Source organism: Microbacterium sp. USHLN186 (assembly GCF_037145155.1).
In the GTDB taxonomy this organism is placed as follows: Bacteria; Actinomycetota; Actinomycetes; order Actinomycetales; family Microbacteriaceae; genus Microbacterium.
This window is the reverse complement of the sequence record NZ_JBBCYA010000002.1, coordinates 526,973-547,837: the sequence shown is the minus strand read 5'-3', so window position 1 is coordinate 547,837 and position 20,865 is coordinate 526,973. Positions and strand designations below refer to the sequence as shown.

The following is a 20,865-nucleotide window of genomic DNA, read 5'->3' as shown; positions in this document are numbered from 1 at the left end:
GTCGGCGTGATGGCGGGGATTGTCCGGGGCGATCATCCTGGCCGGGCGAGAGGGCTGCTCGCGATCGCCGTCACGTCGCTGCTGTGGGGCACGACGGGGACGGCCGCCACGTTCAGCACGGTGGGTCCGTTCGCCATCGGGGCGGCAGCGCTCGGGATCGGCGGGCTGCTGCAGGCGGTGGTGGCGATCCCCGCGCTGCGCGGCATGCGTTCCCGACTGTGGGAGCGCCGTGCGATCGTCGCGGTGGGTGCCCTGGCCGTCGCGGTCTACCCGCTCGCGTTCTACAGTTCGATGCATCTGGCGGGGGTGGCGGTCGGTTCGGTCGTCTCGCTCGCGTCGGCACCACTGTTCTCGGGCGTTCTGGAGCGCGTGATCGACAAGCGTCCGCTGTCGCGCTCGTGGATGCTGGCGGCGCTGCTCGGCGTCCTCGGAAGCGTGCTGCTGTGCGTCTCTCGGCTGGATTCCGGCCCGCAGGTCGGCGTCGACTCGATGGTGGGCGTCGCTGTCGGGCTCGTGGCCGGCGCGACGTACGCGACGTACTCATGGGCGTCCCGCCGGCTCATGGACGACGGCGTCGATCGCGGTGCGGCGATGGGGGCGGTGTTCGGCGTCGGCGGGCTGCTGCTCATGCCCGTTCTCGTGATCACCGGCGCTCCGCTGATCAGCTCATGGCAGAACGCCGCCGTCGGTGCGTACATGGCACTCGTTCCGATGTTCCTGGGCTATCTGCTGTTCGGCTACGGGCTGACGAAGATCCCCTCGAGCACGGCGACCACCGTCACGCTCACGGAGCCCGCGGTCGCGACGCTGCTCGCCGTGCTCATCGTCGGGGAGCGGCTCGATGCGGTCGGCTGGACGGGCATCGCCACCATCGGGGTGGTCCTGATCGTGCTCGCGCTGGCGCCGACAGGTCGATCACGCACGGGCGAGACCTGATCGGCCCCCGAGGTATGACCGTCGCTCCGAACGGCGTCGACGATCTAGCTTCCCTGGATCAGCGCGACGACGGTCTCCGGGTCATGTTTCTGTGTGAGTCCGAGCGTCACATGGTCGCCATTGAGCGGTTCCATGACCGATACCGCCGCGATGATCTCGTGTCCGACCTTCACGAGAAGTCTGAATTCCGCGCCGGCACCGCTTGCCTGGGCCGTGAGATCGTTGAGGACTTCAGCGCCATTGTCAGTGAACGTGACATCGACAGAGTCGCTGCGCGCCACGGCGTTTTCGACAGCTGCGTTCTCGAAAGTGGAAGGCAGCAGCACGCGTTCACTGCCCACAGGAATGCAATGCGGATCAGACGCGTCGTCGCATGTCGTCGAAAGCGCCAGTTGAAGGGATGCTCTGGTGGACGCCGCTGTGGTCTCGCTGTCGCCTGCGGCAGCACACCCGCAAAGGCTGAGCAGTGCAAGGACGACGAGCATGCATCGCGTAGTCCGCTGGGTCATTCCTACTCCTCGCTCGGGTGGCAGCGGGCGATTGGGTAAGCCGCCGTCTCTGCAATGATGCGCCATACATGGACCTGACCGCCCGCGACGGCCGCCCCTGAGCCGTTTCGGTGTCGTGCCGTTACTGACCCGGTTCTAGTACTTCGTTCAGCACGCGACGCGCGAAGGCTGCTTGCCCGTGCGCTGTGTTCGTCAGCATGATGAGGCCCTTCCAGAGGGCCCACCCTGCTCCGCGCGCCCATGTCGCATCGTCGAGTTCGAGGGTGGATCGAAAAGCGCGTCGAGCTGGTCCGCGAAACTGGGTCCAATAGATCACCGTGTCGCATGCGGGGTCGCCGACTGCCGAGCAGCCGAAGTCGATGATGGCGGAAAGTGCTCCGCGGCGGTCAACGAGCAGATTGTTGATCGCGACGTCGCCGTGGAGCCACACAGCCGCTTCACATTCCGGAGCTGACGTCACGCTGCGCCAGAGTGCGGCGGCGCGGTCTCGTTCGCGAACGTCGAGTAATGGGAGCCGACTCTGCACCTGGTCGTCCCACTGGGTCACCGGCGCACCGCGATAGGCGCTGTGCAAGCCGGGCGCCGGGCCACCTGCAGCATCCGCTCGGCGCAACGAGGTCAGGAACAACCCGAGATCGACAGCCGTCGTGACGTCGCCGCTCAGGCGGGCGGGGTCGGGTCGACGACCTTCGACCCATCTGTAGATCGACCACGGCGCCGGGAACGTCTCGCTCGGTCGTCCACAATCGACGATGCTCGGGATCGGCCACGGCAGCTGCGGCGCGAGCCTCGGCAACCACTGCTGCTCCTTCCGAACCTGCGGAACGTAGGCAGCGGCTGCTGGCAGGCGAACAACGAGAGCTTCCCCGAGGCGGAACATGCGGTGATCGTTCCCCGCGTCCGCGATTGCACGCAACGGCAGAGCCGCCCACTGCGGAAACTGCTCTCGCACGAGTTTCTGCGCCAACGCTTCGTCGATCGCGACGCGGCTGGGAAACAGCACGCTCACCCCGCCGCGCTCGACATACGTCGGATGGCATCTTGAAGCAGTCCCATCATCTGTGGGCCCCCGTGTCCCTCATCGCGGATCTGGACGAATTCGCTCGCGGGCCAGGCGCGGTGCAGATCGAACGGGACGGACATGCTGGAGCTCAGATCCCTCGAGCCGTGCACCATGAACCCTGGCACCGTTGCGAGGCCTTCGACGTTCTCGAGGATGCCGGCGTCGCCCAGGAAGGCATGATTCGCCCAGTAGTGCAGCACCAGGGTGGCCAGTTCGAGTCGCCGGTGAGGGTCTTCCCACCGTGAGTCCGGAGAGAAGTGGGGATCGAGGGAAGGGTGGGTGTTCTCCCACCGCCCCCAGGCGATCGCGGCAGTATCCCGCGCCTCGGGGTCCGAGCTCGTGACGGCGCGATAGAGAGCGTCGACCACGCGCTCGGACGGATGAGGATCCGCGCTGCTCTGGAGTTGAGCCCACTCCTCGGGAAACACCCGACGCAGGTCCTGCGTGATCCATTCCACCTCCGCCCGGCTGGTCGTCGTGACGGCTCCGAGCGCGAGGGCGGTCACTCGCTCGGGGTGAGCCTCCGCATAGGCGAGAGCGAGCGTTGCTCCCCAGGAGAGCCCCACGACGATCCACCGTTCGAATCCGACCGATTCGCGCAAAGCCTCGATGTCCTCAATCAGCGTCCGTGTGTTGTTGTGCGCAAGGGAAGCGAGGTCGTCGGCCGCCGACGGCGTGCTGCGTCCGCATCCTCGTTGATCGAAGGCCACGACACTGTTCAGCGCTGGATCGAAAAGGGTGCGATAGAAGTCGGAGATCCCCGATCCGGGGCCACCGTGCAGGAACAGGGCCGGTGCGGGACCATGTCCGAACCGCTCCCAGTAGATGCGGTCGCCGGGAGGGCGGTCGAGGTAGCCGTGGGCCATCGGTGCTGTCACGCTCTGACGCTAACGACGCCTCGGCGCCATCGGAAGCCTCCACCGGATCGCCGGCATCACACGCCCTAGGCGAGCAGGCGAGCCAGACGTGAACGCACCGCAGGATTCGAAGGACTGCCCGGTTCGAACGGCAGTCGGAGGCGATCTCGGTCCGCGTCGCTGTACCGAGGAAGCTAGTCGTGCCGGGAGTCAGAACGGCGGGGGAGCAGTGCTCTCGAAGCCGGTCGGGGAGACGACCTGCACGGTGCGATCGGGGCGGGTGCGATAGACGAATCTCGTGCGATGTCGGTGGGCGTGGTCGCGCGAACACAGCGGGCGAAGCTGCAGGGCGTCGGTCGTCCCGCCGTGTGCCCAGGGTCTGTCGTGATCGAGATCCGCGTCGACGGCCAGTCGGGTGCATCCATCGCGGGAGCAGGTGCCGTGCCGCAGGATGAGCCAGTCGCGCTGGGAGCGCGTGGGCCGGTAGACGCGGCGGTCCATGTCGAGCAGAACGCCCTTGATGGGGTCGGTGATCACGCGGCGGAACGACTTGGCGTCGAGGAACATCTGCTTCGCCGTGAGGGGATCGATCGTGTCGCCGCCGACGATGCGCGCCTGCTCGACGGGGACGGGCTCGCCTGCGAGCAGCTGCACAGGGATCGTGACGAACACCTTTGTCCGCACGGCGGTAGGGGTGCCTTCGCCACGCAGCCAGGCGCTGAGCAGATCGGTGCGGATCTGATCGCGCGTGCGACCCTCGCGGCGGTCCTTCTGCATGTGCTTCGCAGTGGCGCTCAGGCGCCGCATCGCCGCCTCGGCTTCCTGCGTGGACATCAGTGCCGTCAGCCACGACATCCCATCACCGGCCGGGGTGCAGACGACCTTCCGGTCCGCCATCGCCCGGGTGTGCCGACGCGCCGCAGAGTCTCCGGTGATGCGGTCGACAAGGCGCTTCGCCCGCTGTCGCAGCGCAACAGCCGAGCACGTCAGCACCCATCCCGCGGCCGCCTCGTCGAGCGCGGCGAAACCGGCATCCGACTCGGCACGGATCTCGGGCGCAGCGTCCACCGGGGGCAGCAGGGCCATCGCCGCCGAGACCACCGTCGTGACGGCGTGCATCGATGCGAACCCGTCCCGCGCTCGCGCCCAGAGCAGCGGCAGGTGCTGAATGGCGGTCTCGGCGATCGCGCGGATCTCGCGCACCCGATTCTCGGACACCCGCAGGCGCAGCGACAGCTCGAGCAACACGGCACGCTCAGCCATGTCCGGATCGGCTCCGACGGTGTAGACCTCGCAGTGGCGCCGCGCGAACTCGACGACGTCGACGATGTGCTCCGCCTGCTGAGCGGCGCGGCGGTCAGCATCCCGGCCGATGCACGTGAGGTCGTCGAGGAGGATGCGGAGAACGTCACCCGCATTCAGCGGAGCGAGTGACAGCGTCGCGTGATCCTCCAGCGGGTCGTGATCCTCGTCGATGTCCATGTCTTCACACTAGGACTGGCCTCCGACATTGAATCCGGGCTGCGCGAGGTGGCCGGAAACCGCACACAGGAGCGCGGGAACAGCATCCGATAGAATCGTTCCTCGGCCCTCTTCGATGCGCGCATCCGCGCCGGCCGACGAACCTTCGACATGAACGGACTCCCACCACCATGGCATCCACCGCAGACATCAAGAACGGCGTCGTCATCAAGATCGACGGGCAGCTCTGGAGCGTCGTGGAGTTCCAGCACGTCAAGCCCGGCAAGGGCGGCGCGTTCGTGCGCACCAAGCTGAAGAACGTCGTCACCGGCAAGACGGTCGACAAGACCTACAACGCCGGCACGAAGATCGAGATCGAGAACGTCGATCGTCGCGACTTCACCTACCTGTACACCGATGGCGACAGCTTCGTCTTCATGGACCAGGAGGACTACGACCAGATCAACGTGCCCGCGGCCACGGTCGGCGACGCCGCGAACTTCATGCTCGAGAACCAGCAGGTGCAGATCGCGCTCAACAACGGCAACCCGCTGTACGTCGAGCTGCCCGCCTCCGTCGTGCTCGAGGTGACCTACACCGAGCCGGGCCTGCAGGGCGACCGCTCGTCCGCGGGCACCAAGCCCGCCACCCTCGAGACCGGCTACGAGGTGCAGGTGCCCCTGTTCCTCGAGCAGGGCACCAAGGTGAAGGTCGACACCCGCACGGGTGACTACCTCGGCCGGGTCAACGACTGACTTGAGCGCCCGCACCAAGGCGCGAAAGCGCGCCCTCGACATCCTCTTCTCGGCCGACGTGCGCGGCGAGGAGATCGCCGTCGTCCTCGCTGCCGCTGCGAAGCGCGCGGCCAGCGAACCGGCGCGCGAGGCCTCTTGGCTGTACGCGCGCGACATCGTCGACGGGATCATCGACAACCGCGGCGATATCGACGAGCAGATCACCACGCACAGCCGTGACTGGCGCCTCGAGCGGATGCCCGCGGTCGACCGCGCCCTGCTGCGCATCGGCACGTGGGAGATCGTCTACAACGACGAGGTGCCCACCGCCGTCGCGATCGATGAGGCCGTGGAGCTGGCCAAGGAGCTCTCGACCGAGGACTCGGGCGCATTCGTCCACGGTGTGCTCGCACGCATCGCGCGTTCGGTGTGACGCACGCGCACCGCTGAGCGCATGTCGGTGGTGGCGGGGAGGATGCTGACATGAGCTCTCCCCGTCCGGACACGGCCGCGCTGCGCGAACTCGCTGGCGATGGCGGGTACCAGCGAGGACTCGACTACGCGCGCCAGGGCAGGGTCGCGCGCGCGAGCTGGGACGCCGCCGCGCAGGCGCTCACCGCCGAAGTGCTCGGCAGCGAGAGGGCGCCGTACCGGTGCCGCGTGCGCTTCGACGGTCCGCGCATCATGACGAGCAGCTGCTCCTGTCCGATGATCGCCGGCTGCAAGCACGTCGTCGCCGCGGTGCTCGTCGGGGCGGATGCCGGGGAGGGCGCCGCAGAGGACGTCCGCGAGTCGGATGCCGTGAGGGTGGCTCCGCCTCCACCGCCCCCACCGCCGCGCGATATCTGGGAGCAGTTCGGCGTCTTCGCGCGCCCGGCGCCGCAGCCGGCCTGGCGGGCGCTGCTGAGCGCACCCGGGACCGGTGTCACGAGCGAGAGCCTCGCGCTCGGCATCGAATTGCGCGTGCGGTCGGGGAACGCCCTCGAGCGCTGGGGACCGGCGGCTCTGCGCTCGGCGACGCCGCGCGATCTCGCCGGCGAGCACGGCGAGATCATGCTCGTGGTGCGTCCCCTCATGCGCAGCAGGTCGACGGGGAAGTGGATCCACGGCGATGTCTCGTGGGATTCGATGCGCCGGACCTCGGGTCGCTTCAGCGCCGATCACGTGCGATGGTTCGCCGATTTCCTCAGCATCGCCCGCGATTCCCTGCTGTCCGGCACCGCAGGGGACTGGATCGCGCTCGATCGTGTCGAGTCGTCGCTGCTGTGGCAGCACCTCGACGCGCTGCGCGCGACCGGCATCCCGATCGTGCCCACCCAGAAACACACGACCGTGCGCTTCGCCGCGGCGGCGGAGACCGCGCTGCGCCTCGACCCCTCGGACGACGGCGGCGTCACCGTCAGCGTGGAGGCGAGGATCGACGGCGACCCCGCGCCGGTGACGGGCCTGCGCCCGATCGGCCGCATCGGCCTGTACCACTGGCAGCTGCGGGGCGGCGGCATCGATGTCACGCTCGCGCCGGTCGTACTCGCGCCGGCGCTGCTGGCTGCGATCAACGCGGCCGACCCCATCGACGTGCCCCGCGAGGACCGCGCCGGCTTCCTCAGCGAGGTCTATCCCGCCCTGGCTCGGCAGGTCCCCGTTCGCGCCGCCGAGGATCTGGCCCTTCCCCCTCTTGCGGTGCCCGAGCCGGTGCTCCGTGTGGCGTTCCGCACCGGTCACCGCATCGACTACCGGTTCGAGTGGGAGTACGCGGGGCACGGGACGGTGTTGTTCGGCCCGGGTGCCGAGCCGTTCCGCGACCCGGACGCCGAGCATCGTCGTTCCCGCGAGATCGAGGCGATCTGGAGCGGCGGGACCGCATCCCCGTTCCGCCCGCGCGCGGAGCTCGAGCAGATCGCAGCGGCCGAATGGGCGGCCGACGTGCTCTCCGCATTCGAGGACAGCGCGATCAAGGTCGTCGTCACCGGCCGGCGCACGAAGTACCGCGAGCTCACCGGCATCCCGGAGATCTCCGTGTCGACCGTGGAGTCAACCGATCCGGACTGGTTCGACATGGGCATCATCGTGCGCATCGACGGGCACGCCATCCCGTTCGCACCGCTGTTCACCGCCTTGGCCCTGCGCCGCACGAAGCTCATGCTCGTGGACGGCACTTACTTCTCCCTCGCGCACCCGGCCCTGCAGCGGCTGCGTGAGCTCATCGACGAGGCGGGCGCGCTCACGGAATGGGAGACCGCGCCCCGGATCAGCAGGTACCAGAGCGCGCTCTGGGAGGATTTCGAGGACCTCGCCGACGAGTCCGAGCCGGCGGTGAGCTGGCGAGCCACGGCCGAAGGGCTGCGCGGTGTGGATCATGTGCCGTCGACCGCTGCGCCGCGAGGACTGCATGCCCAGTTGCGCCCGTACCAGCAGCAGGGTCTGGACTGGCTGGCGTTCCTGTGGCGGCATCGCCTGGGTGGCATCCTCGCCGACGACATGGGACTCGGCAAGACGCTCCAGCTGCTCGCGCTGATCGCACACGCGCGCGAGACGGGGGAGCGGCGTCCCTTCCTCGTCGTCGCGCCGACGTCGGTGCTCGGCACGTGGCGCGGGGAGGCCGCGCGCTTCACCCCGGGGCTGCGAGTGCACGTGGTGGAGGGGACCGCCGTGCGCCGCGCCGCGAGCATCAGCGAGCTCACCCAGGGCAGTGACGTCGTCGTCACCTCGTACGCTCTCATGCGGCTGGATGCCGAAGAATACGGACGCGTCGAGTGGGCCGGCGCGATCATCGACGAGGCGCAGTTCGCCAAGAATCCCGCGACGAAGGTGCACCGCGCCCTCGCCGATCTCGCGGCCGACGTGAAGATCGCCGTGACCGGCACGCCGCTCGAGAACAGTCTCACCGATGTGTGGGCGCTGTTCTCGCTCACGGCTCCCGGCCTGTTCCCGTCGAAGCGCCGGTTCCGCGAGGACTACGTGCAGCCCATCGAGCAGGGCAAGGTGCCCGAGAACGAGGAAGGCGCGCCGTACCGCCAGCGGCGACTGGAGCGGCTGCGCCACCGCATCCGTCCGCTCATGCTGCGGCGCACCAAGGAGCTGGTCGCCGCAGAACTGCCCGAGAAGCAGGTGCAGGAGGTCTTCGTCGACCTCAGTCCCGCGCATCGCGCGATGTACGACACCGTGCTGCAGCGCGAACGACAGAAGGTGCTGGGTCTGCTGGCCGACCTCGACCGCAACCGCTTCATCGTCTTCCGCTCGCTCACGATGCTGCGGATGCTCGCGCTGTCGCCCCAGCTGATCGATCCGGATGCCACGGGCGAGACCTCCGCCAAACTCGACGTTCTGCTCGAACACGTCCAGGAGCTGCGCGCCGAAGGCCACCGCGCCCTCGTGTTCAGCCAGTTCACCTCCTACCTCGAGATGGCCGCCGAGAGGCTGCGTGCCGCCGGCATCCGGTATGAGTACCTGGACGGATCCACGCGACGGCGTGAGGGCGTGATCGACGCGTTCCGCGCCGGCGATGCGCCGGTGTTCCTCATCAGCTTGAAGGCCGGCGGGTTCGGCCTCACGCTCACCGAGGCGGACTACGTCTTCCTCCTCGATCCGTGGTGGAATCCGGCCGCCGAGGCCCAGGCGATCGATCGCACCCACCGCATCGGGCAGACGCATCGCGTGTTCGTGTACCGCCTCATCGCCGCGGGCACGATCGAGGAGAAGGTGCTCGCCCTGCAGCAGCGCAAGGCGCGGCTTTTCACCGCGGTCATGGACGACGAGGCGCTGTTCGCGCAGGCGCTGAGCGCCGATGACATCCGCGGACTCCTCGAGGGCTGACGTCGCCGGGGGCACGTGACGTCAGCCGGATATGCACGGCCGGTCACCGACGCCGCTCAGCCACGCCTCGGTAGAATCGTTCGGTCCACACCCAGAGGAGAGACATGCGGATCACGGGACTCGGCCACGCCGGGATGTTCATCGAGACCGTCGGCGGAAACATCATCTGCGACCCGGTCCTCGGGCCCTCGTTCTACGGCTCGTGGTTCCCGTTTCCCGATAACCGCGGCCTCGACTGGGAGCGCTTCGGGCGCGAAGCCGACTTCCTGTACATCTCGCACCGGCACCGCGACCATTTCGATCCGCGTCTGCTGGAGAGGTACATCCGCAAGGACATCGAGGTGCTGCTGCCCGAGTATCCGGTCAACGACCTCGAGCAGGACATCCGCGCGCTGGGATACGAGAACATCACCTACGCCCCGGCGGGTCAGGTGATCGAGCGCGGCGAGCTGAAGATCATGATCACGCCGCTGCGCGCGCCCAGCGACGGGCCGATCGGCGACTCATCGTTGAGCATCGACGACGGCACCGCGTCGATCCTCAACCAGAACGACTCCCACCCGCTCGACCTCGAGGCTCTGCTGTCGTTCGGCAAGCCCGAGGCGTACTTCACGCAGGTCTCCGGCGCGATCTGGTGGCCGATGGTCTACGACCTGCCGCAGGACGCGAAGCAGAACTTCGCGCGGCTCAAGCGCGAAGCGCAGAACAAGCGCGCCATGTACTACATCGAGAAGGTCGACGCGCCGCACGTGTTCCCGATGGCGGGGCCGCCGATGTTCCTGCGTGACGAGCTGTTCCGCTTCAACGGCAAGGGCCAGGACGACGATTCGATCTTCACCGATCAGAAGGAGTTCCTGGCGCACATGAAGGAGCTCGCGCCGCAGTACGACGGGCACCTGTTCGTCCCGGGCACGGTCGTCGAGATGAACCACGGTGAGATGAACGTGTCGCAGAGCCTGTACACCCAGGACGAGATCGACCACATCTTCGACGAGAAGTGGGACTACCTCGAAGAGCAGCGCGCGACGCGCCAGCAGGAGATCCGCGATGAGGAGGCCTCACGCGCGGAGATCATCCCGCCGGCCGAGATGCTCGCGGCCATCAAGGAGTGGTGGGAGCCGCTGCTGAAGAAGTCGCGCACCATCCGCCTCGGCGTCGGCGGCAATGTGCGCTTCCGGATCGGCGAGCTGGACATGGTCGTCGACTTCCCCAAGGCGAAGGTGCGCGAGTACGCGGGGGAGGAGTGCATCTACTGGTACACGATCCCCGCCGATCTCGTCTCGACGAACATCCGCGACCACGAGATCGACTGGTCGAACTCGATCTTCCTGTCGATGCAGTTCTCGGTGGGCCGCAGCGGCAAGTTCAACGAGTTCCTCACCACATTCCTCAAGTGCCTCTCGGTGGATCGCATCGAATACGTCGAGAACTGGTACCAGGAGCAGACCGACCAGACCGAGGATGCCGAGATCGGCGACTGGGTCGTGCAGCGACGCTGCCCGCACCTGCGCGCCGACCTCACCCGCACCGGAAAGATCGAGGACGGCATCCTCACCTGCAGCATGCACGACTGGAAGTGGGACCTGAAGACGGGCAAGTGCCTGACGACGACCGGCCACCCGATCCGCGCCGAGCACTGCCCGGTGACGGAGGAGGCGCTTCGCCTGGGCGCCTGAGCGCGAGACGTCCACCCGCCTGATTCACCCGGCGAAGGAGAAAGCACCGAGGAAGGTCGGATTCCCGTGGAATCGTCCTTCCCTCGGTGGATCTCCTTCGCCGAGTGAAACACCGACGGACGCTCGGTCTCAGCCACCGGCGCGCATTCGGTAGACTGGTCGACATCACCAACCTTTAACCCCGTCCAGAGAGGCGGAGAAGGGAAGTGGCCGATGACTGCACGCACAGTGCTGCACGAAGCCGACATCGCTCGTGCCCTGACGCGCATCGCCCATGAGATCCTCGAATCCAACCGCGGCGCCGAAGGACTCGTCCTGCTCGGCATCCCGACCCGCGGCGTGACCCTCGCCGAACGGCTCGGTCCGATCATCTCGAGCATCGCCGAGACCGACATCCCGGTCGGCTCGCTCGACATCACGCTGTTCCGCGACGACCTGGCGAAGCACCCCACCCGCGCCCCGAAGCGCACCGAGATCCCCGAGGACGGCATCGACGGCCGCACGGTCGTCCTGGTCGACGACGTGCTGTTCTCCGGCCGCAGCATCCGCGCCGCCCTCGACGCCCTGCAGTCCATCGGCAGGCCGTCAGCCGTCCGCCTGGCGATCCTCGTCGACCGCGGACACCGCGAGCTGCCGATCCGCCCCGACTTCGTCGGCAAGAACATCCCCTCCGCCCGCTCAGAGCGCGTGAACGTGCGCCTGCGCGAGCTGGACGGCGCCGACGAGGTGACGATCGAATCATGAGACACCTGCTCGACACCCGCACCCTCGACCGCGAGCAGGCGCTGCGCATCCTCGACGTGGCCGAGGACATGGCCGACACGCAGTCCCGTCAGGTCAAGAAGCTGCCCACCCTGCTCGGCAAGACCGTGGTCAACCTCTTCTTCGAGGACTCCACGCGCACGCGCATCTCTTTCGAAGCGGCGGCCAAGCGCCTCTCGGCCGACGTCATCAACTTCGCCGCGAAGGGCTCCAGCGTGTCCAAGGGCGAGAGCCTGAAGGACACCGCTCAGACCCTGCAGGCGATGGGGGCGGATGCCGTGGTCGTGCGCCATTCGGCATCCGGAGCACCTCGCACACTCGCGACGAGCGGCTGGATCTCCGCCGGCGTCGTCAACGCCGGCGACGGCACCCACGAGCACCCCACGCAGGCGCTGCTCGACGCCTACACGATCCGCAAGCGCCGCTTCGGGGCCGACAGCCGTGGCCGCGACCTCTCCGGGCTGCGGGTCGCGATCGTCGGCGACGTGCTGCACTCGCGCGTGGCGCGCTCGAACGTCTGGCTGCTCTCGCTGCTGGGCGCCGAGGTCACCCTCGTCACGCCGCCCACCCTCGTGCCGCAGAACGTTTCGGAGTGGCCGGTGCGCGTGCTCTACGACCTCGACCAGGCGCTGGCGGAGGGCCCGGATGCCGTCATGATGCTGCGCATCCAGGCGGAGCGGATGCACGCCGCGTATTTCCCCACTGAGCGGGAGTATTCCCGCCTGTGGGGGTTGGACGCAGTGCGGGCGGCGTCGCTGCCGGACGATAGCATTGTGCTGCACCCCGGCCCCATGAACCGCGGTCTCGAGATCTCGTCCGAGGCGGCCGATTCCCCCCGCTCCACGGTGCTGGAGCAGGTCACCAACGGCGTCTCGGTGCGCATGGCCGTGCTCTACCTGCTGCTCGCAGGTGAGCGCAACGACGAACGAGGAGAAGTGTGATGAGTCAGACCCTCGTCATCGCAGGAGCCCACCTGCTCGGGCGCGACAGCGCGGACATCGTGATCGAGAACGGCGCGATCGCCGAGATCGGCACCGGCCTGAGCCGCAGCGGCGCGCGGGTCATCGACGCAGCCGGCCTGATTGCCCTGCCCGGCCTCGTCGACCTGCACACGCATCTGCGCGAGCCCGGGTTCGAGGCGTCCGAGACCGTGCTCACCGGCACGCGCGCCGCCGCGGCGGGCGGGTTCACCGCGGTCTTCGCCATGCCGAACACCCAGCCCGTCGCCGACACCGCCGGCGTCGTCGAGCAGGAGCTCGCGCTCGGGGAGGCAGCCGGATACGCGACAGTGCAGCCCATCGGCGCCGTCACCGTCGGGCAGAAGGGGGAGCGCCTCGCCGAGCTCGGCGCCATGGCGGGCTCCCGTGCCAAGGTGCGCGTCTTCAGCGACGACGGCTTCTGCGTGTGGGATCCGCTGATCATGCGCCGCGCGCTGGAGTACGTGAAGTCGTTCGACGGCGTCATCGCCCAGCACGCGCAGGATCCGCGGCTCACCGAGGGCGCGCAGATGAACGAGGGCGTCGTGTCGGCCGAGCTCGGACTCGCCGGCTGGCCGGCGGTCGCCGAGGAGTCGATCATCGCCCGCGACGTGCTCCTCGCCGAGCATGTCGGCTCGCGGCTGCACGTGTGCCACCTGTCCACCGCCGGATCGGTCGACATCATCCGGTGGGCGAAGAAGCGCGGCATCCAGGTCACCGCCGAGGTCACCCCGCACCACCTGCTGCTCACCGACGACCTCGTGCGCGACTACGACGCCCGCTACAAGGTGAATCCGCCGCTGCGCACCGCCGAGGACGTGCAGGCTGTGCGCGACGGACTGGCCGACGGCACCATCGACATCGTCGCGACCGACCACGCGCCGCACCCCGCCGAGAACAAGGCGTGCGAGTGGCAGGCGGCCGCGAACGGCATGGTCGGGCTGGAGAGCGCGCTGCGCGTCGTGCACCAGGCCATGGTGGCCACCGACCAGCTGGACTGGTCGGACGTCGCACGGGTGATGAGCACCGCGCCGGCGCGCATCGGGCGGCTGGACGGCTTCGGCGCGCTCGAGGTCGGCCGACCCGCGCACGTGACCCTGTACGATCCCAGCGTCCCCGGCGTGTTCACCGAGGCGGATCTGCACGGGCGCAGCCACAACTCGCCCTACCTCGGGCGGGAGCTGCCCGGGCGCGTGCACGCGACCATCCACGGCGGTGTCCTCACCGTCGACGACGGCGCCCTCGTCGAGGAGCTCGCCCGCAACACGGAGAACGAGGTCCGGTGAGCCGCGAGGCCGCGGTGCTCGTCATCGCATTCGTCGCCGCGATCGTCCTCGTCGCGATGTTCCTCGGCTGGCGCCGCCGACTCCGACGCGACGCCGGTCTCTCGGCACCGCTCGGAGTCCCCGAGCACGCCGAGGTGACCGGCCGCCACGAGATCCTCTACGTGGCGACGACGCAGCACGATCAGCCGCTCGAGCGACTGGCCGTGCGCCCGCTCACCTACCGCGCGCGCGGGGAGCTCGTGCTCACCGATCGCGGGGTGGCGCTCAGCCTCGACGGTGCGCCCACGGTATTCCTCGCCGCATCCCGGCTGATCGCCGCCGACCGGACCAACCTCGTCATCGACCGCGTCGTGGAGCGCGACGGCCTGATCCGCCTGGTCTGGCAGCTGGCCGACGGCACCCCTGTCGATTCCTTCATCCGGCTCGCCTCCGGCGGGCCCGCAGACATCCTTCCGGAGCTCGAGCGCCTGTGCGCCGCCCCGGAGAACGGAGAGAACTCGTGACATCCCCCGACCAGGGCCCTTCGACAAGCTCAGGAACCCAGACCGCCGCCTCAGGAACGCAGACCGCCGCCGTGCTCGTACTCGAGGACGGCACCCGCTACCAGGGCCGTGCCTACGGCGCACGCGGCACCACGCTCGGCGAGGTCGTCTTCGCCACCGGCATGTCCGGCTACCAGGAGACGCTGACCGACCCGTCCTACGCCGGACAGATCGTGCTGCAGACCGCGCCGCACATCGGCAACACCGGCATGAACCGCGAGGACGAGGAGTCGTCGCGCATCTGGGTCGCCGGCTACATCGTGCGAGACCCCGCCCGACGCGTGTCCAGCTGGCGGGCCGAGGAATCCCTCGACGACGCTCTGGTGCGCGAGGGCATCGTGGGCATCAGCGGCATCGACACGCGCGCTCTCACCCGCCGCATCCGCGACGCCGGTGCCATGCGCGGCGGCATCTTCTCGGGCGCCGACGCCGCCCTGGAAGCCGACGAGCAGCTGCGCCGGGTCAGCGCCGCGCCCGAGATGGCGGGTCAGAACCTGTCCTCGACCGTTTCGGTGACCGAGACGAGGGTCATCCCGGCCAGCACCGAGCGCGTCGGCAACGTCGCCGTGCTCGACCTCGGGGTCAAGCAGTCCACCCTCGACAACCTCGCCGCCCTCGGCTTCGACGTGCACGTCCTGCCGCAGTCGGCCGCGTTCGCCGACATCGCGGCCGTAGAACCCGACGCCGTCTTCTACTCCAACGGCCCCGGCGACCCGGCGGCCTCCGATCAGCAGGTCGCCGTGCTGCGTCAGGTGCTCGACGCCCGCATCCCGTACTTCGGCATCTGCTTCGGCAACCAGCTCTTCGGTCGCGCGCTCGGGCTGGGCACGTACAAGCTCACCTTCGGGCACCGCGGCATCAACCAGCCCGTCGTGGACAAGGCCACCGGACGGGTGGAGATCACCGCGCACAACCACGGGTTCGCCGTCGAGGCGCCCATCGACGAGGTGTTCGAGAGCCCGCAGGGCTACGGCCGGGTCGAGGTGAGCCACGTCGGGCTCAACGACCAGGTCGTCGAGGGGCTGCGCGCACTCGACATCCCGGCGTTCTCCGTGCAGTACCACCCGGAGGCGGCGGCGGGTCCGCACGACGCCCACTATCTCTTCACCCGATTCCGCGAGCTCGTCCTCGCCAGCAAGAAGGGCGCCAACTGATGCCGAAGCGCGAAGACATCTCATCCGTCCTGGTCATCGGCTCCGGCCCCATCGTCATCGGCCAGGCCTGCGAGTTCGACTACTCCGGCACCCAGGCGTGCCGGGTGCTGCGCGAGGAGGGCGTGCGCGTCATCCTCGTCAACTCCAACCCGGCGACGATCATGACCGACCCGGACTTCGCCGACGCGACCTACATCGAGCCGATCACCCCCGAGGTCATCGAGACGATCATCGCGAAGGAGAAGCCGGATGCCATCCTGCCCACCCTCGGCGGCCAGACCGCGCTCAACGCCGCCATGGCGCTGCACGAGCGCGGCATCCTGGAGAAGTACGACGTCGAGCTGATCGGCGCGCGCGTCGACGCGATCCGCCGCGGTGAGGACCGGCAGGTCTTCAAGGAGCTGGTGCTCGAGGCCGGCGCGGACGTTGCCAAGTCGGTCATCTGCCACACGATGGACGAGCTGCTCGCCGGCGCCGAACAGCTCGGCTACCCGCTCGTCGTGCGCCCGAGCTTCACGATGGGCGGCCTGGGCTCGGGCTTCGCCTACGACGAGACCGACCTGCGCCGCATCGGCGGCGCGGGCCTGCACGACTCCCCGACCAACGAGGTGCTGCTCGAGGAATCGATCCTCGGGTGGAAGGAGTACGAGCTCGAGCTCATGCGCGACACCGCCGACAACACGGTGGTGGTCTGCTCGATCGAGAACGTCGACCCGGTCGGCGTGCACACCGGCGACTCGATCACCGTCGCTCCGGCGCTCACGCTCACCGACCGCGAGTACCAGAAGATGCGCGACATCTCGATCGACATCATCCGCTCGGTGGGCGTCGACACCGGCGGCTGCAACATCCAGTTCGCCGTCGACCCGACCAACGGGCGCATCATCGTCATCGAGATGAACCCCCGCGTGTCCCGCTCGTCGGCCCTCGCGTCGAAGGCCACCGGCTTCCCGATCGCCAAGCTCGCCGCGAAGCTCGCGCTGGGCTACCGCCTCGACGAGATCCCCAACGACATCACCGGCGTGACCCCCGCCAGCTTCGAGCCCGCCCTCGACTACGTCGTGGTGAAGGTGCCGCGGTTCGCGTTCGAGAAGTTCCCCGCCGCGGATGCCACACTCACCACGACCATGAAGTCGGTCGGCGAGGCCATGGCGATCGGCCGCAACTACACGACCGCGCTGCAGAAGGCGCTGCGCTCGCTCGAGAAGCGCGGCTCGAGCTTCCACTGGGGCGAGGAGAGCCGCTCGGTCGACGAGCTGCTCGAGGTCGCGAAGATCCCGACCGACGGACGCATCGTGGTGCTGCAGCAGGCGCTGCGCAAGGGCGCCACGATCGAGCAGGCGTTCGACGCGACCGCCATGGACCCGTGGTTCCTGGACCAGATCGTGCTGATCAACGAGGTCGCGGCATCCGTCGCCGCCGCCACCGACCTGGATGCCACCACGCTGCGCCACGCGAAGGAGCACGGCTTCTCCGACCTGCAGATCGCCGAGCTGCGCGGGGTCACCGAGGCCGAGGTGCGCTCGATCCGCCACGGTCTCGACGTGCGCCCGGTGTTCAAGACCGTCGACACGTGCGCAGGGGAGTTCCCGGCCCTCACCCCGTACCACTACTCGAGCTACGACTTCGAGACAGAGGTCGCGCCCAGTGAGCGCACCAAGGTCGTCATCATCGGCTCGGGTCCGAACCGCATCGGGCAGGGCGTCGAGTTCGACTACTCGTGCGTGCACGCGTCGTTCGCGCTATCGGATGCCGGCTACGAGACCGTCATGGTCAACTGCAACCCCGAGACGGTCTCGACCGACTACGACACCTCGGACCGCCTGTACTTCGAGCCGCTGACGCTCGAGGACGTGCTCGAGGTGCTCGACGCGGAGGCGCGCAGCGGCACGATCCTCGGCGTGGTCTGCCAGCTCGGCGGCCAGACTCCGCTGGGTCTGGCGAAGGGCATCGAAGCGGCCGGGTACACCGTGCTGGGCACCAGCCCCGCCGCGATCGACCTCGCCGAGGAGCGCGAGCTGTTCGCGCGCCTGCTCGATGACGCCGGGCTCGTCGCCCCGCGCAACGGCACGGCGATCGACGTCGACGGCGCCGTGCGCATCGCCGAGGACATCGGCTACCCGGTGCTCGTGCGTCCGAGCTTCGTGCTCGGCGGCCGCGGCATGGAGATCGTCTACGACACCACCTCACTGCGCGACTACTTCGTGCGCACCGCCGGCGAGGTGGTGATCGAAGAGGGCAAGCCGCTGCTGGTCGACCGCTTCCTCGATGATGCGATCGAGCTGGATGTGGACGCGCTGTACGACGGCACCGACCTGTACATCGGCGGCGTCATGGAGCACCTCGAGGAGGCCGGCATCCACTCCGGCGACTCGAGCTGCACCCTGCCGCCCGTCTCGCTCGGGCGCACCGACATCGACCGCGTGCGCACGGCGACGCTCGCGATCGCGCAGGGCGTCGGTGTGCGCGGCCTGCTGAACGTGCAGTTCGCGATCAGCGCCGGCGTGCTCTACGTCATCGAGGCGAACCCGCGGGCCAGCCGCACGGTGCCGTTCGTGTCGAAGGCGCTGGGCATCCCGATGGCGAAGGCTGCCAGCCGCCTCATGGCTGGTGCGACGATCGCCGAGCTGATCGACGAGGGCATGCTCCCGGCTCAGGACGGATCCCGCGTGCCGCTGGGCGCCCCGGTGGCCGTGAAGGAGGCGGTGCTGCCGTTCAAGCGGTTCCGCACCCACGACGGCAAGGTCGTCGACTCGGTGCTCGGCCCGGAGATGCGCTCGACGGGTGAGGTCATGGGCATCGACCGCGACTTCCCGACCGCCTTCGCGAAGAGCCAGTCCGCCGCGTACGGCGGGATGCCGACATCGGGAACCGTGTTCATCTCCGTCGCCGACGCCGACAAGCGCGAGGTCATCCTGCCCGCGCATCGGCTGCAGCAGCTCGGCTTCTCGCTGGTCGCCACCGAGGGCACTGCGGAGATCCTGGGACGCAACGGCATCGACGCCCAGGTCGTGGCGAAGTTCAGCGAGACCCAGGAGAGCGGTGAGCGCAACATCGTCGATCTGATCAACGACGGCGAGATCGACATCGTCGTGAACACCCCGAGCGGGGGAGCGGCTCGCGCCGACGGGTATGAGATCCGCGCGGCCGCTGTGGCCGCCGACAAGGCGCTGTTCACCACGATGGCGGTGCTCGGCGCTGCGGTGACGGGAATGGATGCCACTCAGGAGGGCTTCCGGGTGCGCAGCCTGCAGGAGTACGCGCAGGATCGTCAGGGAGCGTGATGACCGAGTCGTTCGGGGCGCGCCTGCACGCGGCGATGCAGCGGTTCGGACCACTGTGCGTGGGCATCGATCCGCACGCCGCGCTGCTCGAGCAGTGGGGTCTGAGCCAGGATGCTGAGGGGCTGCGCGCGTTCGGTCTGGCCGTGGTCGATGCCGCGGCCGGCCGCGCCGCGGCCGTGAAGCCGCAGGTGGCCTTCTTCGAGCGCTTCGGCTCGCGCGGCTTCGCCGCGCTCGAGGAGGTCATGGCAGCCGCGCGCGCCGCGCACCTGCTCGTGATCGCCGACGCCAAGCGCGGCGACATCGGCTCGACCATGGCCGGCTACGCCGCGGCCTGGCTCGCCCCCGGCGCGCCGCTCGAGGCCGATGCCGTGACCGTCAGTCCCTACCTCGGACCGGAGTCGCTGCGCGACACGCTGACCACCGCGGTCCGCGCCGGAAAGGGCGTCTTCGTGCTCGCCGCGACGAGCAACCCCGAGGCCGCGGCACTGCAGAGCGCGCGCACGGTGGACGTAGCGGCCGGTGACGAGCAGACCGTCGCGCAGCGCGTGGTGCGCGATGTCACCTGGGTCAACGGCTCCGCGGCCTTCGCAGGCGGCTCGCTCGGTCTGGGCCCGATCGGTCTGGTCATCGGCGCCACCGTCGATCGCAGCGAGTTCGGCCTGAGCGACGACCTGCTCGTGGGCGCGCCGATCCTCGCGCCGGGGTTCGGTGCACAGGGGGCCGCCCCCGAAGACCTCGCCGCCCGCTTCGGCGGTGTCGCCCGCCAGGTGCTGGCGAGCGAGAGCCGCAGTATCCTCGGGATCGGGCCCAGCCGAATCGCCGAGACGATCAGCGCCCGCAACGCGCGATACCAGGAGGTCCTCCGTGACTGAACGCCCAGCTGTGCCCGAGGTGGACCGCGTTGCGGCATCGCGTCGCGCGCTGGAGCGGCGGCGCGGCCGCGCGGCCCTGAAGCGCGACCTCGCCACGCGCGTCGTCGCCCCCCAGGAGGTGCTGCGCCGCGCGATGGCGGATGCCGACTCCGACGCGGCCACGATGCGCGTCACCGACTTCCTGATGGCCCTGCCCGCGATCGGCGCGGGCAAGCGCGATCGGGTACTCGCCGAGCTGCACATCGCACCCGTGAAGCGTCTGGGCGGACTCGGCGTGCGACAGCGCAGTGCGCTGGGCGCGTGGCTCGACGAGCGCTTCCCGCCGCACCGACCCCGCCCGGCGCGCAGCCGGCTGCTCGTGCTCGCGGGGCCCACCGCGGTCGGCAAGGGCACCGTCGCCGCTCGCATCCGTGAGACGCACCCCGAGATCCACCTCTCCGTCTCGGCCACCACGCGTGCGCCGCGCCCCGGTGAGATCGACGGCGTGCACTACTTCTTCGTCGACGACGCGGAGTTCGATCGACTCATCGCCGACGGGCAGCTGCTGGAGTACGCGGTGGTGCACAACAAGCACCGCTACGGCACGCCGCGCGGGCCGGTCGACGCGGCTCTCGCCGAGGGCAAGACGGTGCTGCTGGAGATCGATCTGCAGGGCGCGCGGCAGGTGCGGGCCGCCGAGCCGATGGCATCCCTGGTGTTCCTGCTTCCGCCGAGCTGGGACGAGCTCGTGCACCGCTTGGTGGGCCGCGGCACCGAGGACGCGGAGGAGCGGGCCCGCCGGCTGCGCACGGCGCGCATCGAACTGGCCGCGCAGAACGAGTTCGACTACCTCGTCGTGAACGCCGACGTCACCACCGCCGCCGAAGAGGTCGTAGAATTGTCGTCAGACTCCGCGCGCCGGCCGGGCTTCTGAGCCCTGTGAAGCCGCGCTGCACCGAT

At 69.1% G+C, this 20,865-nt stretch carries 17 protein-coding genes; 13 read left to right on the top strand and 4 right to left on the bottom strand.

Going from position 1 to position 20,865, the window contains the following annotated elements; genetic code table 11:
- Positions 1-9: 9 nt before the first annotated feature.
- Positions 10-936, top strand: coding sequence for a DMT family transporter (locus WFG93_RS06660; protein WP_336645530.1), 927 nt, complete (start codon positions 10-12; stop codon positions 934-936).
- Between the two features lie 44 nt (positions 937-980).
- Here WFG93_RS06660 and WFG93_RS06655 read toward each other — a convergent pair whose 3' ends face one another.
- From WFG93_RS06655 to WFG93_RS06640, 4 genes are all read right to left on the bottom strand, one after another.
- Positions 981-1,445, bottom strand: a complete 465-nt coding sequence (locus WFG93_RS06655; RefSeq protein ID WP_336645529.1) for a hypothetical protein — start codon at positions 1,443-1,445, stop codon at positions 981-983.
- Between the two features lie 121 nt (positions 1,446-1,566).
- Positions 1,567-2,454 carry an aminoglycoside phosphotransferase family protein gene (locus tag WFG93_RS06650; RefSeq protein WP_336645528.1) on the bottom strand — a complete coding sequence of 296 codons (888 nt, stop codon included), beginning with the start codon at positions 2,452-2,454 and terminating at the stop codon, positions 1,567-1,569.
- Complete coding sequence (locus WFG93_RS06645) at positions 2,451-3,386, bottom strand: alpha/beta fold hydrolase (RefSeq protein ID WP_336645527.1); 936 nt, start codon at positions 3,384-3,386, stop codon at positions 2,451-2,453. The genes WFG93_RS06650 and WFG93_RS06645 overlap by 4 nt, the downstream gene beginning before the upstream one ends.
- 189 nt (positions 3,387-3,575) lie before the next feature.
- Positions 3,576-4,847 carry an HNH endonuclease signature motif containing protein gene (locus tag WFG93_RS06640; RefSeq protein WP_336645526.1) on the bottom strand — a complete coding sequence of 424 codons (1,272 nt, stop codon included), beginning with the start codon at positions 4,845-4,847 and terminating at the stop codon, positions 3,576-3,578.
- A gap of 170 nt (positions 4,848-5,017) precedes the next feature.
- Between WFG93_RS06640 and efp the strand changes: the two genes are divergently transcribed.
- The 12 genes from efp to gmk all read left to right on the top strand — a co-directional run bounded on the left by efp (position 5,018) and on the right by gmk (position 20,839).
- Positions 5,018-5,581, top strand: coding sequence for an elongation factor P (gene efp, locus WFG93_RS06635; RefSeq protein ID WP_336645525.1), 564 nt, complete (start codon positions 5,018-5,020; stop codon positions 5,579-5,581).
- Between the two features lies 1 nt (position 5,582).
- Complete coding sequence (gene nusB, locus WFG93_RS06630; RefSeq protein WP_336645524.1) at positions 5,583-5,993, top strand: transcription antitermination factor NusB; 411 nt, start codon at positions 5,583-5,585, stop codon at positions 5,991-5,993.
- A gap of 50 nt (positions 5,994-6,043) precedes the next feature.
- Positions 6,044-9,373, top strand: a complete 3,330-nt coding sequence (locus WFG93_RS06625; protein WP_336645523.1) for a DEAD/DEAH box helicase — start codon at positions 6,044-6,046, stop codon at positions 9,371-9,373.
- A 104-nt stretch (positions 9,374-9,477) separates the two neighbouring features.
- Positions 9,478-11,049 carry a Rieske 2Fe-2S domain-containing protein gene (locus WFG93_RS06620; protein WP_336645522.1) on the top strand — a complete coding sequence of 524 codons (1,572 nt, stop codon included), beginning with the start codon at positions 9,478-9,480 and terminating at the stop codon, positions 11,047-11,049.
- 213 nt (positions 11,050-11,262) lie between these two features.
- Positions 11,263-11,793, top strand: a complete 531-nt coding sequence (pyrR, locus tag WFG93_RS06615) for a bifunctional pyr operon transcriptional regulator/uracil phosphoribosyltransferase PyrR (RefSeq protein WP_336645521.1) — start codon at positions 11,263-11,265, stop codon at positions 11,791-11,793.
- Positions 11,790-12,752, top strand: coding sequence for an aspartate carbamoyltransferase catalytic subunit (locus WFG93_RS06610; RefSeq protein ID WP_336645520.1), 963 nt, complete (start codon positions 11,790-11,792; stop codon positions 12,750-12,752). The genes pyrR and WFG93_RS06610 overlap by 4 nt, the downstream gene beginning before the upstream one ends.
- Positions 12,752-14,074: a dihydroorotase gene (locus WFG93_RS06605; protein ID WP_336645519.1), complete on the top strand. Its 1,323-nt coding sequence runs from the start codon at positions 12,752-12,754 to the stop codon at positions 14,072-14,074. The genes WFG93_RS06610 and WFG93_RS06605 overlap by 1 nt, the downstream gene beginning before the upstream one ends.
- Positions 14,071-14,577: a PH-like domain-containing protein gene (locus tag WFG93_RS06600; protein WP_336645518.1), complete on the top strand. Its 507-nt coding sequence runs from the start codon at positions 14,071-14,073 to the stop codon at positions 14,575-14,577. The genes WFG93_RS06605 and WFG93_RS06600 overlap by 4 nt, the downstream gene beginning before the upstream one ends.
- Positions 14,578-14,648: 71 nt before the next feature.
- Complete coding sequence (gene carA / locus WFG93_RS06595) at positions 14,649-15,770, top strand: glutamine-hydrolyzing carbamoyl-phosphate synthase small subunit (RefSeq protein WP_336645713.1); 1,122 nt, start codon at positions 14,649-14,651, stop codon at positions 15,768-15,770.
- A complete protein-coding gene (gene carB, locus WFG93_RS06590) occupies positions 15,770-19,054 on the top strand; it encodes a carbamoyl-phosphate synthase large subunit (RefSeq protein ID WP_336645517.1) in 3,285 nt (1,094 codons plus the stop codon). Before carA ends, carB begins: the two co-directional genes overlap by 1 nt.
- Positions 19,054-19,926, top strand: coding sequence for an orotidine-5'-phosphate decarboxylase (gene pyrF / locus WFG93_RS06585; RefSeq protein WP_336645516.1), 873 nt, complete (start codon positions 19,054-19,056; stop codon positions 19,924-19,926). Before carB ends, pyrF begins: the two co-directional genes overlap by 1 nt.
- The gene (gene gmk, locus WFG93_RS06580; RefSeq protein ID WP_336645515.1) at positions 19,919-20,839 is read left to right on the top strand and encodes a guanylate kinase; all 921 of its coding nucleotides are present in this window, start codon (positions 19,919-19,921) and stop codon (positions 20,837-20,839) included. The genes pyrF and gmk overlap by 8 nt, the downstream gene beginning before the upstream one ends.
- Positions 20,840-20,865: the final 26 nt, after the last annotated feature.